At 59.8% G+C, this 16,502-nt stretch carries 12 protein-coding genes, 1 tRNA gene and 2 pseudogenes; 7 read left to right on the top strand and 8 right to left on the bottom strand.

Going from position 1 to position 16,502, the window contains the following annotated elements; translation table 11 throughout:
* Positions 1-103: 103 nt before the first annotated feature.
* Positions 104-968: pseudogene (locus JWR98_RS08395) on the top strand (LysR family transcriptional regulator).
* A 42-nt stretch (positions 969-1,010) separates the two neighbouring features.
* Here JWR98_RS08395 and JWR98_RS08390 read toward each other — a convergent pair.
* On the bottom strand, positions 1,011-1,646 hold the full coding sequence (locus tag JWR98_RS08390; protein WP_003170926.1) for a LysE family translocator: 636 nt from the start codon (positions 1,644-1,646) through the stop codon (positions 1,011-1,013).
* Positions 1,647-2,016: 370 nt separating this feature from the next.
* Between JWR98_RS08390 and JWR98_RS08385 the strand changes: the two genes are divergently transcribed.
* Positions 2,017-3,081, top strand: coding sequence for a 2,3-butanediol dehydrogenase (locus JWR98_RS08385; protein WP_225908637.1), 1,065 nt, complete (start codon positions 2,017-2,019; stop codon positions 3,079-3,081).
* 49 nt (positions 3,082-3,130) lie between these two features.
* Here JWR98_RS08385 and yddG read toward each other — a convergent pair whose 3' ends face one another.
* The 5 genes from yddG to JWR98_RS08360 all read right to left on the bottom strand — a co-directional run bounded on the left by yddG (position 3,131) and on the right by JWR98_RS08360 (position 7,035).
* A complete protein-coding gene (gene yddG, locus JWR98_RS08380; protein ID WP_205489750.1) occupies positions 3,131-4,036 on the bottom strand; it encodes an aromatic amino acid exporter YddG in 906 nt (301 codons plus the stop codon).
* 103 nt (positions 4,037-4,139) lie between these two features.
* Positions 4,140-4,916, bottom strand: coding sequence for an AraC family transcriptional regulator (locus JWR98_RS08375; protein ID WP_205489749.1), 777 nt, complete (start codon positions 4,914-4,916; stop codon positions 4,140-4,142).
* A gap of 234 nt (positions 4,917-5,150) precedes the next feature.
* Positions 5,151-5,402, bottom strand: a complete 252-nt coding sequence (locus tag JWR98_RS08370; RefSeq protein WP_205489748.1) for a hypothetical protein — start codon at positions 5,400-5,402, stop codon at positions 5,151-5,153.
* A 527-nt stretch (positions 5,403-5,929) separates the two neighbouring features.
* Complete coding sequence (locus JWR98_RS08365; protein WP_205489747.1) at positions 5,930-6,601, bottom strand: CPBP family intramembrane glutamic endopeptidase; 672 nt, start codon at positions 6,599-6,601, stop codon at positions 5,930-5,932.
* 357 nt (positions 6,602-6,958) lie between these two features.
* Positions 6,959-7,035: transfer RNA gene (locus tag JWR98_RS08360), tRNA-Arg, on the bottom strand.
* Between the two features lie 373 nt (positions 7,036-7,408).
* On the opposite strand from JWR98_RS08360, the gene gabD reads away from it, so the two are divergent.
* Both gabD and gabT read left to right on the top strand, forming a co-directional pair.
* Positions 7,409-8,851: an NADP-dependent succinate-semialdehyde dehydrogenase gene (gene gabD, locus JWR98_RS08355; RefSeq protein WP_078822846.1), complete on the top strand. Its 1,443-nt coding sequence runs from the start codon at positions 7,409-7,411 to the stop codon at positions 8,849-8,851.
* Between the two features lie 183 nt (positions 8,852-9,034).
* Complete coding sequence (gabT, locus tag JWR98_RS08350; RefSeq protein ID WP_078731056.1) at positions 9,035-10,312, top strand: 4-aminobutyrate--2-oxoglutarate transaminase; 1,278 nt, start codon at positions 9,035-9,037, stop codon at positions 10,310-10,312.
* A 98-nt stretch (positions 10,313-10,410) separates the two neighbouring features.
* On the opposite strand, the pseudogene JWR98_RS08345 reads toward gabT, so the two are convergent.
* Together JWR98_RS08345 and desA are read right to left on the bottom strand one after the other, a co-directional pair.
* Positions 10,411-11,410, bottom strand: a pseudogene (locus JWR98_RS08345) (sensor domain-containing diguanylate cyclase).
* A 188-nt stretch (positions 11,411-11,598) separates the two neighbouring features.
* On the bottom strand, positions 11,599-12,783 hold the full coding sequence (gene desA / locus JWR98_RS08340) for a delta-9 fatty acid desaturase DesA (RefSeq protein ID WP_205489746.1): 1,185 nt from the start codon (positions 12,781-12,783) through the stop codon (positions 11,599-11,601).
* A gap of 165 nt (positions 12,784-12,948) precedes the next feature.
* Between desA and dibA the strand changes: the two genes are divergently transcribed.
* From dibA to JWR98_RS08325, 3 genes are all read left to right on the top strand, one after another.
* Entirely contained in the window at positions 12,949-14,862 is a 1,914-nt protein-coding gene (dibA, locus tag JWR98_RS08335; protein ID WP_205489745.1) for a phosphodiesterase DibA, read from the top strand.
* 242 nt (positions 14,863-15,104) lie between these two features.
* Positions 15,105-15,287: a sulfur starvation response protein OscA gene (oscA, locus tag JWR98_RS08330; protein WP_003170956.1), complete on the top strand. Its 183-nt coding sequence runs from the start codon at positions 15,105-15,107 to the stop codon at positions 15,285-15,287.
* Between the two features lie 69 nt (positions 15,288-15,356).
* A complete protein-coding gene (locus JWR98_RS08325) occupies positions 15,357-16,367 on the top strand; it encodes a sulfate ABC transporter substrate-binding protein (RefSeq protein ID WP_205489741.1) in 1,011 nt (336 codons plus the stop codon).
* The last annotated feature ends 135 nt before the right edge of the window (positions 16,368-16,502 follow it).

The following is a 16,502-nucleotide window of genomic DNA, read 5'->3' as shown; positions in this document are numbered from 1 at the left end:
AGTATTCAGAAGGCCGCTAGATATACCGCTGAGACCACGCGTGAAAAACGGCGACTGCTGCATAATGGCTTTGCATATTTGCAGACCAGGGATGAGCACGGGTATGGCGTCGCAAGCAAATTGGGATGATCTTCGTCTGTTGTTGGCCGTGTCGCGGCGTGGCAGTTTTCTGCAAGCGGGTCAGTTGCTGGGGGTGGCGGCGTCCACCGTTTCCCGGCGCTTGACCCAATTGGAAGCCGCCCTGGGGGAGCCGCTGGTGGAGCGCGGGGTCGAGGGCTGCTGGCTGACCTCGCGCGGCAATCGTTGGTGGACGTCGCGCTGGCGGCCGAGGCCGGCCTGCGCCGCCAGTCGATGGTGGAAGGGGACGGGGCGCAGGCGCGCTGAGCGGCACGGTACGGGTCAGTGCCGGCGAAGGGTTTTCGGCCTCGATACTGGAAGCGGCCACTCGTTTTACCGCCCTGCACCCTGGCTGCGCCGTGGAATTACTGGTCACCACCGACTTTCACAAGATCGTGCGCGGCGTGGCCGACATCGCCGTGCGCACCGCGCATCTGGGCGAACCTTCGCTGATCTATCGAGCGCTGGGCACACTCGACTACGGCGTGTTCGCCCAGGCTGCTTACCTGCAGCGATGCCCAGCGCTCACCCCCGCCACGGCGGCCAGTATCGCCTTGCTGCCGCCGCTGGACCTGTTGCCGCCCATGCGCGCGGCGAAGGCGGCGGGGCTGGACCATGCCGCGATCCGCGTGAGTTCGTTCAACGTGCAGCTTGAATCAGTGAGGCGCGGCATGGGCGTCGCGGTGCTGCCGCGTCTCCTGGCAGAGGGCCTGAGCGAAATTTTCCCGGAGATTGAACTGCCGTCGCTGGACGTCTACCTCGTCACCCGGCCCCAGGCGTTGAAACAGGCGCACGTCCACGGGTTTTTCATCCTGCTGGAGCAGGTGCTGCGTGAGGCCCTGGCAGCATAGAAATCGACATAAAACTCAAACTCCTCACTACAACAGCCCGTCTCAACGCCGCGCATCAATGGCCATGCGCACCGCCAGGCCGGCCAGCACCGTGCCCATCAGCCAGCGCTGGACCAACTGCCATACCGGCTTGCCCGCCAGGAACGCCGCGATGGAACCCGCCATGATCGCGATCACCGCGTTGACGCTCACGCTGATCATGATCTGGGTACAACCCAGCACGATGGACTGCATCAGCACACTGCCGTGGCCGGTGGGGGTGATGAATTGGGGCAGCAACGACAGGTACATCACCGCCACTTTCGGGTTCAACAGGTTGGTCACAAAGCCCATCGTGAACAACTTGCGCGGCCCGTCGCGCGGCAGCTCACGCACATGAAACGCCGAGCGCCCACCCGGCTTGAGCGCTTGCCAGGCCAGGTACAACAGGTAAAGCGCACCGCCGAGCCTGAGCGCGTCATACGCATATGGCACCGCCATCAGCAGCGCGGTGATACCCAGCGCCGCACACAGCATGTACACGACAAAACCCAACGCCACACCGCCCAGCGAAATCAGCCCGGCCAGCGGCCCCTGGCAGATCGATCGCGAGATCAGGTAGATCATGTTCGGGCCGGGCGTGAGCACCATCCCGAGCGAAATCAGTCCATACGCCAGCAGGTTTGACAGTTCGGGCATGGGTTAACTCCTGTAGGTACTTCGTTGCGCGGGTTGGATGCGCCTGATGGTAGGGCGGTCGGAGGGCGCGCGTTAGATACAGATGGAAGGACAAAACGTCATACAGGCGCGGTGGGCCGATTTAGACCGCGAGACGCAACGTCTCAGCGTCTCGTCGCGGCCTCGTGCGCGCTGACATGGCGCGTCTCATTGGACCGCGATAACGGCCATCCCCGGATACCCATCGCAGCGCTCTAAAAAACGCCTGTCCAGGGTTTTTTGCGGACCTGGCACCGGCCTTGCTCTGGCTCTGGCAACCCGCCCGATGCGCCGGTACCCACCGTTTCAAGGAGACTTCGCGATGAGCCTTTCGAACAACCCGCAACGCAGCATGCGTGCCGCTGTCTGGCACGGCCGTCACGATATCCGCGTCGAAGACGTTCCTCTGCCCGTTTCGCCGCCTGCCGGTTGGGTGCAGATCCGCGTGCAATGGTGCGGCATCTGCGGCTCCGACTTGCATGAATACGTGGCCGGCCCGGTATTCATTCCGGTCGACGCCCCGCACCCGCTGACCGGCATCAAGGGCCAGTGCATTCTCGGTCATGAGTTCTGTGGCGAGATCGTCGAACTCGGCGCCGGCGTGCAAGGCTTCAGCGTCGGCGAACCGGTGGCGGCCGATGCCTGCCAGCATTGCGGCACCTGCTACTACTGCACCCACGGGCTGTACAACATCTGCGAGAACCTGGCCTTCACCGGCCTGATGAACAATGGCGCCTTCGCCGAACTGGTCAACGTGCCGGCCAACCTGCTGTACAAACTGCCGGCGAACTTCCCGGCCGAAGCCGGGGCACTCATCGAGCCGTTGGCGGTGGGCATGCACGCGGTGAAAAAAGCCGGCAGCCTGCTCGGGCAAAACGTCGTGGTGGTCGGCGCCGGCACCATCGGCCTGTGCACCATCATGTGCGCCAAGGCGGCAGGCGCGGCGCAGGTGATCGCCCTGGAAATGTCCGGCGCGCGCAAAACCAAGGCCCATGAAGTGGGCGCGACCCACGTACTCGATCCCAACCAATGCGACGCCCTGGCCGAAGTCCGCCGCCTCACGGGCGGGCTCGGTGCCGATGTCAGTTTCGAATGCATCGGCAACAAACACACGGCCAAACTCGCCATCGACCTGATCCGCAAGGCCGGCAAATGCGTGCTGGTGGGGATCTTCGAAGAGCCCAGCGAATTCAACTTTTTCGAACTGGTGGCGACGGAAAAACAGGTGCTGGGGGCGCTGGCCTATAACGGTGAGTTCGCCGACGTGATCGCGTTTATTGCCGATGGCCGGCTGGATATCACGCCGCTGGTGACGGGGCGTATTCAGTTGGAGCAGATCGTCGGCCAGGGCTTTGAGGAACTGGTCAAAAACAAGGAACACAATGTGAAGATTATTGTGTCGCCGGCTCGGGTTTGAGGGGCGCAAGTGAGGCAGGATTCATTGTCTGCCTCCTTGCCCGTCGAAATCACCCTGAGGTCGCGCGTGAGCGTGAAGTGGCGATGACCGCCCCGCTAATGATCAACACCGCGGGAATCATCAGGATCGGCCTGGCATCGCTTTGCCCCATGGCAATCAGCAGCAGCGTGGAGAACAGCGGCGCCAGGTAAGACAGCGCGCCAAGCATCGACAGGTTGCCGTGCTTGGTCGCGTGGTCCCAGGCGAAAAAAGCCAGGCCGACCGGGCCCAGACCCAGGGCGATGATTGCTCCCCACTGGCCTGGGTCCGGCCGCACCGTGGTTTCGAAAGCCAGATGGCAGAGCCCTCCGGCTACCGCCACCAGCCCGCAAATCCCCCCGATGATGCTGCTCGGAACATGGCTGAAGCGCCGATTGAACACCGAATAGATCGCCCAGACCCAGGCGCAGGCAAAGGCAGCGGCGTAACCCATCACCGGCATCGACGCACTGTCATTCCGCGCCCGCAACTGCATGATGAAGGCCGTCCCCGCTAAGCCGAGCAAAGCGCCGAGCAACTGGCGCTTGCGCAACGATTCGCCGGTGACAAAGCTCGACAGCAGCACGATCAGCAGCGGCCACAAAAAAGCAATCAGGCTGGCTTCAGCCGCAGGTGCGGCTTTCAGGGCAAAGAAATACAACGCGTGATAGACGAAGATACCGGCAAACCCTGTTGCCCACACCGGCCAGGGCTGGCGCCAACTGCTGAACCCGGCAGCGCCACGCAGCCCCAGCATGCACAGGCTGGCCACGAACGCGACCGCGAAGCTCGACGCCAGCAACTGAAAGGCCGGGATCCCGGCGGTCAAGGTGGTCAGAAGCGCCAGGGACGCCCACAAAAACACAGCAATCACCCCAATCAGCGTCGCACCGGCGGCGCCCTTGGCAAGAGTGATGGATGGGTTGGAAGTGCTCATGCAAACCCCGTCTGCGGATAAACCTCAAGCGGGAACAATAGAAAGCTCAGGCGAGCGAGTATTGATCAGACCCGCTAAAAAATTGTTCAGGGCTGCTATTTTTTCAATGGTGTCGCGCTTGTTTACGCACAGCGGCCGGCGTCAGGTTGCGCGCTTTCTTCAGGGCATGGGTTAACGCACTCTGGTCGGCGTACCCGGCGCGATGCGCAATATCAATGATCGACAAAGACGTCTGGCGCAGCAGGTCAACGGCCAGATTCAAGCGCAAATTTGCGATATGCGCGAACGGGGTTGTATGCAGATGCTGCCCAAACAACACATACAAGCGCCGCTCACTGGTGCCCGCTTTACTGGAGATCTCACGAACGGTCATCGGCGTACTCAGGTGCTGTTCAATATAGGCCAACGCCTTCGCGAGAATAAGCTGCCCAAGGTCATTCGGCGCCACGTCGGGCTGTAGCAAAGAGTCCAACAGCAACCGACTCCATGACTCGGCCATCGCTAGTGAACCGATCAACCGTGCCCCGTTGCTGCTGGCGTAATCGAGCAAATGCCGTATATCCGGCCTGACCGCAAAAAAGCGCTTGTCATTGAGCAGGTCAAATTCCGCGGCAGCGCTTTTATGCGCCTCGCCACGGCCAGTGGGCACATCCACCACCAGGAAAGTGTTATGGGTGTCGGCTAGAAAGGTATGCCGGGAGCCCGCCGAAATCACCACGCCCTGGCTGGCATCGACCTTGCCACCTCGCCCGTCGATTTCAATCTCCATCGACCCGGATTGGGAGAGCACTATTTGATGGAAGTCGTGCTGGTGAAGCTCTACCTGACCGGAGTAGGAGCGTAGCCAGAGAGCGCAGGGTTGGGGGGTGAGGGTGCTCATCCGTGGGGGCTCCGGAGGGTGAGGGGTATCAGAGCTCGATCGTCAGTCACCGTGACGCACGATTGTGGGGGCGTTCTGATGATTCTCTAGCACGGCATATCTCATTCTGGTGTCATACATATTCCAACTGAAGGTATGTGATGCGAGAGATATAAGCTACTGAACGAAGGGGCTTCAAGCGCCCGCTGGGTTAAATGAGAAAACTCCATGGTCCTCTGTCCACCACAAGCATTGCTAGCACCCCTTCGCGGATTTCAGTAATTGGGTGAAGCTGGAAATCGCGAAGTTTATGTCGTCTTGGGTATCTCCGTCCCACTCCTCAACCGTTTCCAATTCTGCTCGTAACCTGACAATACGCTGTTCGATCTCACGGATTTCAGAGGCGCCGCATTGCTTAGCGATTGCCTGCCAACCGTCAGAGGAAATGTTTTCCTGAACAGATAAACCCGACTTGGCATTTTCGATCAGCTTCTGAAGGTTACTCATCTGTGGTCTCGGGTAGGTTGTGAAAAAAGGCGCTGGAAGAGGAATGAGGTGAATGGGGACTAGGGACGGGTTTATTTACGTCGCTATCAGAGATTACTTACATGCTGGCTGAGTGTCGAGCGCAGTCGAAGCGATAGCAATCAACGCGATTGAAAGGGACTTAAATGTGATTCATTTATAAATGAATTCGTACCCCGCAATATAAGAGCCCTATCTTGTTGGAGTGAGAGTCACCCATACGGCGCTTCGGGGCTCTCCCTCCAAGACGATAATTAGATCGTCCTGGAGGCAAAAAAATTCCAGCCAAACAGTCGATGACTATATATTTCTCCACTCAGGAGTCGACCACATTGAAACTGTTCGTGTTCCAATACGAGCGGCCCAGAGTATGTAAAAATCCAGGCTCAAAACCAAACACGCCGTCACCAAAAAGGCTTTTTTCTTTAATCTGTTTTCAAAATGAAGGATATTCCATTCTCTACATATTCTATTTTTTAGTTCCGGGATGAGTCGAAAGCAGCGCAGGCTTAGAACCAGAGAGTGACCACAAGGCCTCTCGAAAAATTCACGACGACCGTGAAGATGTGCAATAGCACCGGGACCAGAAGGCCGGCGCTGCGCACACGGGCATACCCCAGGATGATTGAGAGCGAGCCGATCATCAGGCAGCCTATCCAACTGCTAAACGGCATATGTAAGGCTGTGTACAACGCGGTGGTGGCAAGTATCGCCACCCACCGCCAAATGCGATGATCCAAGGGGAAGAGACGAATCAGGAAGTGCCGGTACTGGAGCTCTTCAATAATTGAAATAATCATGACTACCATTGCGAAAATTAGCGCCCTTTGAGCAGCAGGATGACTATCCCGGGAGGTCATCCTGTAGGACTCATACCCGTATCCCAGCCCAATATCGAGACTGGTACAGACCAGATAAACCCCCAGTATCCATGGCGCACACAGCTTGAACGTTCTGTTCAGGTCACTACCAATAACAGCGCGAACTCCGCCTGAGTGCCTGCGCTCGAACACCGCCAATATCAGCAGCACCACTACACACACACCGGCGTCAATTAGCACCATCGGCTTGGTCAAGTTTCCTTTGCCCACAATCAGCATTACTGGAATTTGAATCGCGATAAATAAACCTATCGCCAGGCAGGCCATCAACAAACGACGCCGCCAATTGTAAGTGTCCATGCAAGCCGTAGACGGCCTTGAAAGCGCTCCGTGTTTCACGCCAAACTTCCTTTACGCCATTGGTATGCCGGGCATATTAACGAACGAGTGTCCCGAGCGTCATTGGGAAAAGGGAGAAGTGGACGAAGGGAAGGGATTTATTTACATCGCAACCCGCAGCGGATCGCGAAATTATCGGCGGTAGATATGCGCGCTTTCAAAGTCTCGTTGTAGCCCAAAGGCCTCCGCCAGAGGCAGCTATCCCGGAAATTTCGAACAGTTCAAATCGAACGCTCACGGCAAGTCATCCTCGCCGCTAACCCCCCACCCACAAAAAAAGCCCCAGACCTTTCGACCTGGGGCTTCTTCATTCATCTATGGTGCACCCGGCGGGATTCGAACCCACGACCCCTGCCTTCGGAGGGCAGTACTCTATCCAGCTGAGCTACGGATGCTTGTGCGGGCGACATCATACCCATGTCGACCTTGGGCGTCCATGCCGGTCTTTGGCCGCTTTCGGGTAGGAATTTCCTGAACAAAGGCCCTGCACCGCGCACCTGGGGAAACCGCGCTGAAACCCGCCTCCGCTACGCTGATCAGATAAACCCGGCAAATGCGCGGTTTTCGTTCTTTTTTTCGAACAGACTATTGCCCTGTACCCCCATTGATCCTAGGATTCGTTTGAGATTTCAAACGCTCTGTCTCCCGTGCGCGCTTTATTATTAGTCTCGCGCACTGAGGCTGATTTCCCTGACGGCAGCCCACAAGGCGCCTTTCAACAACTCTAATTCGCTCCGCGTGCGCGCGGTGCTGTTAAGGAAAGCCGACATGCAGCTCAAAGATTCCCAGTTGTTCCGCCAACAAGCCTTTATCGATGGCGCTTGGGTGGATGCGGACAATGGTCAGACCATCAAGGTCAATAACCCGGCCACGGGCGAGATTCTCGGTACCGTGCCGAAGATGGGCGCCGCGGAAACCCGCCGTGCCATCGAGGCCGCCGACAAGGCGCTGCCGGCCTGGCGCGCACTGACTGCCAAGGAGCGCGCCAACAAGCTGCGCCGTTGGTTCGAACTGCTGATCGAAAACCAGGACGATCTTGGTCGCCTGATGACCCTCGAACAAGGCAAGCCGCTGGCTGAAGCCAAGGGCGAAATTGTCTACGCTGCATCCTTTATCGAGTGGTTCGCCGAAGAGGCCAAGCGCATCTACGGTGATGTGATTCCCGGCCACCAGCCCGACAAGCGCCTGATCGTGATCAAGCAGCCGATCGGCGTGACCGCTGCGATCACCCCGTGGAACTTCCCCGCTGCGATGATCACCCGTAAAGCCGGCCCGGCCCTGGCCGCCGGTTGCACCATGGTGATCAAGCCAGCCTCGCAAACCCCGTTCTCGGCCCTGGCCCTGGTTGAGCTGGCGCACCGTGCCGGTATCCCCAAAGGCGTGCTCAGCGTGGTCACCGGCAGTGCCGGCGACATCGGTGGCGAGCTGACCAGCAACCCTATCGTGCGTAAGTTGTCCTTCACCGGCTCGACCGAAATCGGTCGCCAGTTGATGGCCGAATGCGCCAAGGACATCAAGAAAGTCTCCCTGGAACTGGGCGGCAACGCGCCGTTCATCGTGTTCGACGACGCCGACCTGGATAAGGCCGTCGAAGGCGCGATCATTTCCAAGTACCGCAACAACGGCCAGACCTGCGTCTGCGCCAACCGTCTGTACATCCAGGATTCGGTGTACGACGCGTTCGCCGAGAAGCTGAAAGTCGCGGTGGCCAAGCTCAAGATCGGCAACGGTCTGGAAGACGGCACCACCACCGGCCCGCTGATCGACGAGAAAGCCGTGGCCAAGGTTCAGGAGCACATTGCCGATGCGCTGAGCAAAGGCGCTACGCTGCTGGCCGGTGGCAAGGTGATGGAGGGCAACTTCTTCGAGCCGACTATCCTCACCAACGTGCCGAAGAACGCTGCGGTCGCCAAGGAAGAAACCTTCGGCCCACTGGCGCCGCTGTTCCGTTTCAAAGACGAAGCCGAAGTGATCGCGATGTCCAACGACACCGAGTTCGGCCTGGCCTCGTACTTCTATGCGCGTGACCTGGGCCGTGTATTCCGTGTGGCCGAAGCCCTGGAATACGGCATGGTCGGCGTCAACACCGGGTTGATCTCCAACGAAGTGGCGCCGTTCGGCGGCATCAAGGCCTCGGGCCTGGGCCGTGAAGGCTCCAAGTACGGGATCGAGGATTACCTGGAAATCAAATACCTCTGCCTGGGCATCTGAGCCCCGGTTTGGCATGGCTGTAAACGCAACGGGCACGAGAGCGCTGACCCGTTGCGTGTTTCACCCCGTTATTCGTAGTGGCCGGGAACGCTGTGGCAGTCGATCATCGCATGCTGCCGCAGTTGCCTCCCCGCCACGTATTCCTTGAACCACGCCGCCCGATGAGCGGCGAATGAGGACTTTATGAGCAAGACCAACGCTTCCCTGATGAAACGCCGCGAAGCCGCTGTACCGCGCGGTGTTGGCCAGATTCACCCGATCTTCGCCGAATCCGCGAAGAACGCCACCGTGACCGACGTTGAAGGTCGTGAGTACATCGACTTCGCCGGCGGTATCGCTGTGCTGAACACCGGCCACGTCCACCCGAAAATCATCGCGGCCGTGACCGAGCAACTGAACAAGCTGACTCACACCTGCTTCCAGGTCCTGGCCTACGAGCCGTACGTGGAACTGTGCGAGAAAATCAACGCCAAGGTCCCAGGTGATTTCGCCAAGAAAACCCTGCTGGTCACCACCGGTTCCGAAGCCGTCGAAAACGCTGTGAAAATCGCCCGCGCCGCCACGGGCCGTGCCGGCGTGATCGCCTTCACCGGCGCTTACCACGGCCGCACCATGATGACCCTGGGCCTCACCGGTAAAGTCGTGCCGTACTCGGCCGGCATGGGCCTGATGCCAGGCGGTATCTTCCGCGCGCTGTACCCGAACGAACTGCACGGTGTGAGCGACGACGACGCTATCGCCAGCATCGAACGCATCTTCAAGAACGATGCCGAGCCGCGTGATATCGCTGCGATCATCATCGAGCCGGTGCAGGGTGAAGGCGGTTTCTACGTTGCGCCCAAGTCCTTCATGAAGCGACTGCGCGAACTGTGCGACAAGCACGGCATCCTGCTGATCGCCGACGAAGTGCAAACCGGTGCCGGCCGTACCGGGACCTTCTTCGCCATGGAACAGATGGGCGTCAGCGCCGACCTGACCACCTTCGCCAAATCCATCGCCGGCGGCTTCCCGTTGGCCGGTGTGTGTGGCAAGGCCGAATACATGGACGCCATCGCCCCAGGCGGCCTGGGCGGCACCTACGCCGGTAGCCCGATCGCCTGCGCTGCGGCGCTGGCGGTAATGGAAGTGTTTGAGGAAGAACACCTGCTGGACCGCTGCAAGGCGGTTGGCGAGCGTCTGGTCACTGGCCTCAAGGCCATCCAGGCCAAGTACCCGGTAATCGGCGAAGTGCGTGCCCTGGGCGCGATGATCGCGCTTGAGCTGTTCGAAGATGGCGACAGCCACAAGCCAAACGCGGCGGCGGTTGCCGCTGTGGTGGCCAAGGCGCGTGACAAGGGCCTGATCCTGCTGTCCTGCGGTACCTACGGCAACGTGTTGCGTGTACTGGTGCCCCTGACCTCGCCGGACGAGCAGTTGGATAAGGGCTTGGCGATCATCGAAGAGTGCTTCTCCGAGCTGTAAGCGGACGTTGACCTGATCGACACAAAAAACCCGCCTCGGCGGGTTTTTTTGTGCTGCTCGCAGTGGATGCCAGTACACAAAACCCTGTGGGAGGGGCGTCAGCCCGCGACGACGCGGTTCTTGCCCAGGCGCTTGGCCTCGTACATGGCGGTGTCGGCGCGGGCGAACAGGCTGTCCAGGGTTGTATCGTCCTCGGTCAGGCTGGCCAGGCCCTGGCTGATGGTCACGTTGAACGTCTGGCCTTCATAGCTGAAGCTCAGCCCCTGAATCTCCTTGCCGAGGCGTTCAGCCACTTGCAGTGCCATCTCGGGCGCACAACCGGGCAGCACCGCCGCAAATTCCTCACCACCTATACGCCCGAACAAATCGCCACGGCGCAACACCCCTCGACCGCTCTCGGCGATACGTCGCAGCACCTGGTCGCCTTCGAGGTGGCCGTAGCTGTCGTTGATGTCCTTGAAGTCATCGATGTCCAGCAGCAGGAAGGCCAGCGGCGCGCCCTGGGCGCTGGCGGTGTCGAACGCCTGGTTGGCGCATTCGAAGAAATGCCGGCGGTTGCTGCTCTGGGTCAGCACGTCGGTGGTGGCCAGGCGCTGCAGCTCCAGCTCCAACTGCTTCTTCTCGGTGATGTCTTCGGCCATGCCCACCACGACCACCGGTTCGCCGGGCTCGGCCTGCTGGTTGATGTAGCACTTGTCGCTCAGCCAACGGATCTGCCCATCGGCGGTGATGATGCGGTATTCGCGGTCCTCCACGGCACCTTGTTCCAGCACGCGGGCCAGGCTGTGCTCGGCGTAGTCGAGGTCTTCGGGGTGAATGCTGTTGCGCCATTCTCGATGGTCGGCGAGCAGCAGCCCGGCGGAGCGTCCGAATACCCGCTCGTAGGCTGGGCTCACGTACAGCACGCGGCGCGTCTGCCAGTCGATGGCCCACAGCACGGCGTTCACGCTGACCAGCAGCGTACTGAGCAGTTGTTCACGCTCACTCAACCGCTCGACTTCACCTTGGGCGTGCATCAACGCCAGCAAGGTTTCGGCCGCGGCGACGCGTATGCTCCGCGACGGGTGGGTCAGGCGAGTAGGGTTTTTCGTGAACCATCGGCACAACTCTCTCTGGGCGCGCCGCAGGACGGAGCAGCGTTCACTAAAAGGGGCCACCATGATGGCGAAGTGTTCATTGAGAGAGGGTAATTGCAGTGAAGTTCCGTCAACGGGCGCGATTGGCGCTGCCCGAGAAATGACGTCAAAAAGCTGGAGAGCGGGAGGGCAGGCCCTCCCACTGTGCTGTCAGACCGCTGCAGGGCGCAGTGAATAGGTTTTCAGTTGGTGAGCAAAATCGCGCAGCGACTGGATGCCGCTGGCCTCTGCCTCGTGCACCCATTCCTTGATGGCGGCGAGCATATCGTGACCATTGGCGCTGGTTTTCAGCCAGATCTGCTGCAGGGCCAGGCGCTTTTCGTAGATCACTTTCAGGGCCTGACTGTGCTCCAGCATGCTTTGGATACGCAGGTGATGGCGGTCATCCAGCAGGCTGGTTTCACGCGACAGCAGGCGCTTGGCGCGGTGGAACTGGTGGCGCACCGAGTGATCGACCTTTTCCAGTTCCTGCTTGACCAGCGGGCCGATCACCAACTTGCGGTACTGGGCCATGATCTGGAAGCGGTTGTTGAGGATCGCCATGGCGGTGTCCATGTCCAGGTGGCCCTTGCCCTCCACACGGTGGGCAATGGGCGCCACGCGCTGCACCTTGGCCAGGCGCAGGAAGCTGAACAGCTTGATCCAGGCCCAACCCAGGTCGAATTCCCACTTCTTCACCGACAGCTTGGCCGAGTTGGGGTAAGTGTGATGATTGTTGTGCAGCTCTTCGCCGCCGACGATGATGCCCCATGGCACCAGGTTGGTCGCCGCATCGCGGCATTCGAAGTTGCGATAGCCCACGGCATGGCCCAGGCCGTTGATGACGCCGGCGGCCCAGAACGGGATCCACATCATCTGGATAGCCCAGATGGTGATGCCGATGGTGCCGAACAGCAGCAGGTCGATCACGCCCATGATCGCCACGCCCAGCAACGGGTAAGGGGTGTAGATTTTACGTTCGATCCAGTCGTCCGGGCAGTTCTTGCCGTAAATGCGCAAAGTCTCGGGGTTTTCCGCTTCGGCGCGGTACAGTTCGGCACCTTTGCGCAAGACGGTGGATAACCCTTTGATCACCGGGCTGTGCGGGTCATCGACGGTTTCGCATTTGGCGTGGTGCTTGCGGTGGATGGCGGTCCACTCGCGGGTGTTCTGCGCCGTGGTCAACCACAGCCAGAAGCGGAAGAAGTGTTTCAGGCCGGCATTGAGCTCCAGGGAGCGATGGGCTGAATAGCGATGCAGATAGACCGTGACCCCAACGATGGTCACGTGGGTCATCAACAGGGTGACTGCCACCAGTTGCCAGGCTGACAGGTCAAGAAAACCGTTGTACCACATAGGCTGTATGGCCCTCAGATAAAGAAAAGAACAGCTCACGCATTATCACTAAGCCTACACAGAAAACCAGCCGCTCTTTCAGATAGGAGTGACTGGATGTTTCTTGTCCTATAATCCGCAACCCTTGTAGGGCGATGCTGTTTTTTAGTAAGGATTGCTGACCATATGCTGCTTTCATACCGAGGTGCCCTGCGTGCCGGGCTGGTATACCTGCTGGCTTCGATCGCTTGGATTAGCCTCACGGGCACTGTATTGATCGAATTTATCGATAACCGGAATGACCTTAACCTCTGGCTGCAAGCGCGCGGCTATCTATGGGTGGCATTCAGCGCCGTGGTGATTTACCTGATGAGCGCCCGGTTTGCCCACGTCCATCAGCAGCAGCAACCCTTGAAAGACAACCGTGAGCGCCTGCGCCAGGCCGCCGCCGTGTTCGATTGCACCCGCGAAGGGGTGTTGGTTACCAATGCCCAGGGCCTGATCGTGCACGTAAACCGGGCCTTTATGGAAATCACCGGCTACCAGCGCGAAGACGTCATGGGCCAGCAGCCCAGCCTGTTCAAATCCGGGCGCCATTCGTCGAGTTTCTATCAGCAGATGTTCCAGACCCTTGAGCGCATCGGCGAATGGAGCGGTGAAATCTGGAACCGCCGCAAAAGCGGCGAGATTTACCCACAGTGGCAAACCATCCGGGTCATCCATGACGAGCATGGCAAGGTCAGCCAATACGTCGCGGTGTTTTCCGACATCAGCGCCATCAAGGACTCCGAACACGAACTGGCCCACCTGGCCCATCACGATCCACTGACCGACCTCCCTAACCGGCTGCTGTTCACCGACCGTGCCGAGCAGGCGCTGGCCTCGGCGCAACTGCATAAACGCGGCTGCGCCTTGCTGTTGCTGGACCTGGACCATTTCAAGATCATCAATGACAGCCTCGGGCATAACGTCGGCGACCAGTTGCTCAAGCTGGCGGGCGAGCGCCTCAAGGGCCTGCTCGGGCCGGGCGTGACCCTTGCGCGCCTGGGCGGCGATGAGTTCGCGGTGATCGCGGAAAGTTGTCCACAGGTGGTGCAGGCGGCCGCGTTGGCGCAGCGCATGCTGGATGTGATGAAGCAACCGTTCATCTTCGACGGTCACCAGCTGTTTGTCAGCGCCAGCATCGGCATCAGCCTGTTCCCCAGCGATGCGCTGAGCGCCGAACAGTTGCTGCGCAACGCCGACTCGGCGTTGTTCAAGGCTAAAAGTGTGGGGCGCGAAGGCTACGCGTTGTACACCGAAGAACTCACCGCCCATGCCCAGAACCGCGTGGAGATTGCCAGCGAGCTGCGTCGCGCCCTCGTCCAGCACGAGCTGCGCGTTTACTACCAGCCGGTCTACGCACTGCACAGCGGCCGCCTGATCGGCGTCGAAGCCCTGGTGCGCTGGCAGCACCCGGAACGCGGCCTGGTGCCACCGGCCGAGTTCATCCCTATCGCCGAGCGCACCGGGTTGATTGCCGATATCGACGCCTGGGTGATGGACCAGGCCTGCCGCCAGATGTGCCAATGGCTGGCCGCCGGTGTGCCGCTGAGCTTTATCGCGGTGAATGTGTCCAGCCGCTTGTTTGCCCGGCGTGAACTGTACGGGCAAGTGGCCCAGGTACTGCGCGATACGGGCCTGGACCCGGCTTTCCTGGAGCTGGAAGTCACCGAAAGCGCGGTAATGGACGACCCCGAAGTGGCGCTGGAGCAATTGCACCATCTGCGCGAACTGGGCCTGCGCCTGGCTATCGACGATTTTGGCACCGGGTATTCCTCGCTGCTGCGGCTCAAGCGTCTGCCGGTACAGAAGCTCAAGATCGACCAGGGTTTTGTCGCCGGCTTGCCATGGGACGAAGACGACGCCGCCATTGTGCGTGTGGTGATCGCGTTGGCGAAAAGCATGGGCATGCAGGTACATGCCGAGGGCATCGAGCAGGTCGAGCAGGCGCGGTTTTTGTTGGAACAGGACTGCGATATGGGGCAAGGGTATTGGTTTGGCCGGCCGGTGCCGGCGAATGAAATTGACTGGGACCGCGCGCCCGCTATCCAGCCTTGAAATGCAGTCAAAATGTGGGAGGGGCGGTGCGACGATTCGACTTGCTCCCGATAGCGGTGGGTCAGCTGATTGATCAGCCAACTGAAACCTCCCGCAACCCCACGTCTCGCCAGAAAATTCTTTCTGGTTATATAAACATTCTTAAATAGTATTTTTAAGAATATCCGCGCTTATCTACTATCGCTCTCACGCCGCAAGCAGTGCCGCCACTGCCAGGCACTATTCATTTCAGGAGCGAGACCATGAGCGCATCTCTACGTAGCGTCGACGGCCAGGACGAAGCAGCCATTTTGCGTGAGATCCAGAGCGCCCTGCGCGATCTGCGGTTTGGCGCGGTGGAAATCACTGTGCACAACGCTCAAGTGGTACAGATCGAACGCAAGGAAAAATTCCGTTTGCAGAACCCCGGTAACAAACCGAGCTAAGCAGCAACGGCGATTCGCAAGACCCGCAACTATAAGAAAAAGCCAACACCCAGCATTCTAGGAGCTTCTATGTCGTCGATTCGCCGTTATGCCCTGGCCGCACTGGCCAGTGCCGTGTTTGCCGGTTCCGCCGTTGCCAAGGACTACGAGCTGCTCAACGTCTCGTACGACCCTACCCGTGAGCTGTACCAGGACTACAACGCTGAGTTCACCAGCTACTGGAAACAGTCCCACCCAGGCGACACCGTCAAGATCCAGCAATCCCATGGCGGTTCGGGCAAGCAAGGCCGGGCGGTGATCGACGGCCTGCGCGCCGACGTCGTGACCCTGGCCCTGGCCGGCGACATCGACGAAATCGCCAAACTGGGCAAGACCCTGCCCGAGAACTGGCAGACCCGCCTGCCGGATGCGAGTACCCCGTACACCTCGACCATCGTGTTCCTGGTGCGCAAGGGCAACCCTAAAGGCATCAAGGATTGGGGCGACCTGATCAAGAAAGACGTGTCGGTAATCACGCCGAACCCGAAAACCTCCGGCGGTGCGCGCTGGAACTTCCTCGCCGCCTGGGCCTACGGCCTCAAGACCGGCGGCAGCGAAGCCAAGGCCCAGGAGTACGTGAAAGAGCTGTTCAAGCACGTGCCGATCCTCGACACCGGCGCGCGCGGTTCGACCATCACCTTCGTCAACAACGGTCAGGGTGATGTGTTGCTGGCCTGGGAAAACGAAGCGTTCCTGGCGCTCAAGGAAGACGGCGGCGCCGACAAGTTCGACATCGTCGTACCGTCTCTGTCGATCCTCGCCGAGCCTCCAGTGGCCGTGGTCGACAAGAACGCCGAGAAAAAGGGCAACACCGAGATCGCCACCGAATACCTCAAGCACCTGTACAGCCCGGCTGGCCAGGAGATTGCGGCGAAAAACTTCTACCGCCCACGCGATGCAAAAGTAGCCGCCCAATACGCCCAGCAGTTCCCGAAACTGGACCTGGTGACTATCGACAAAGACTTCGGCGGCTGGAAAACTGCCCAACCGAAATTCTTTAACGACGGTGGCGTGTTCGACCAGATCTACACGGCGCAGTAAGCAACACTGTGTGCTCGGCTTGTCGTGGCGAGGGAGCTTGCTCCCGCTGGAGTGCGAAGCGCTCCCAAAACCGGTATCTGCGGTGTATCTGATGCCACTGGGTCGCCTGGTTTTGGGGCTGCTTCGCAGCCCAGC

This window comes from Pseudomonas lactucae (genome assembly GCF_016937615.1).
Taxonomy (GTDB): Bacteria; Pseudomonadota; Gammaproteobacteria; order Pseudomonadales; family Pseudomonadaceae; genus Aquipseudomonas; species Aquipseudomonas lactucae.
Note: the sequence above shows the minus strand (reverse complement) of the source record. Positions and strands in the feature narration are given on the sequence as shown.

Excerpts from the sequence above, each read along its gene's own strand:
- yddG (WP_205489750.1), bottom strand. The coding sequence starts at position 4,036 with ATGAGCACTTCCAACCCATCCATCACTCTTGCCAAGGGCGCCGCCGGT.
- gabT (WP_078731056.1), top strand. The coding sequence starts at position 9,035 with ATGAGCAAGACCAACGCTTCCCTGATGAAACGCCGCGAAGCCGCTGTA.
- JWR98_RS08390 (WP_003170926.1), bottom strand. The coding sequence starts at position 1,646 with ATGCCCGAACTGTCAAACCTGCTGGCGTATGGACTGATTTCGCTCGGG.
- dibA (WP_205489745.1), top strand. The coding sequence starts at position 12,949 with ATGCTGCTTTCATACCGAGGTGCCCTGCGTGCCGGGCTGGTATACCTG.
- JWR98_RS08375 (WP_205489749.1), bottom strand. The coding sequence starts at position 4,916 with ATGAGCACCCTCACCCCCCAACCCTGCGCTCTCTGGCTACGCTCCTAC.
- desA (WP_205489746.1), bottom strand. The coding sequence starts at position 12,783 with ATGTGGTACAACGGTTTTCTTGACCTGTCAGCCTGGCAACTGGTGGCA.
- JWR98_RS08385 (WP_225908637.1), top strand. The coding sequence starts at position 2,017 with ATGCGTGCCGCTGTCTGGCACGGCCGTCACGATATCCGCGTCGAAGAC.
- JWR98_RS08370 (WP_205489748.1), bottom strand. The coding sequence starts at position 5,402 with ATGAGTAACCTTCAGAAGCTGATCGAAAATGCCAAGTCGGGTTTATCT.
- JWR98_RS08325 (WP_205489741.1), top strand. The coding sequence starts at position 15,357 with ATGTCGTCGATTCGCCGTTATGCCCTGGCCGCACTGGCCAGTGCCGTG.
- JWR98_RS08365 (WP_205489747.1), bottom strand. The coding sequence starts at position 6,601 with ATGGACACTTACAATTGGCGGCGTCGTTTGTTGATGGCCTGCCTGGCG.
- oscA (WP_003170956.1), top strand. The coding sequence starts at position 15,105 with ATGAGCGCATCTCTACGTAGCGTCGACGGCCAGGACGAAGCAGCCATT.
- gabD (WP_078822846.1), top strand. The coding sequence starts at position 7,409 with ATGCAGCTCAAAGATTCCCAGTTGTTCCGCCAACAAGCCTTTATCGAT.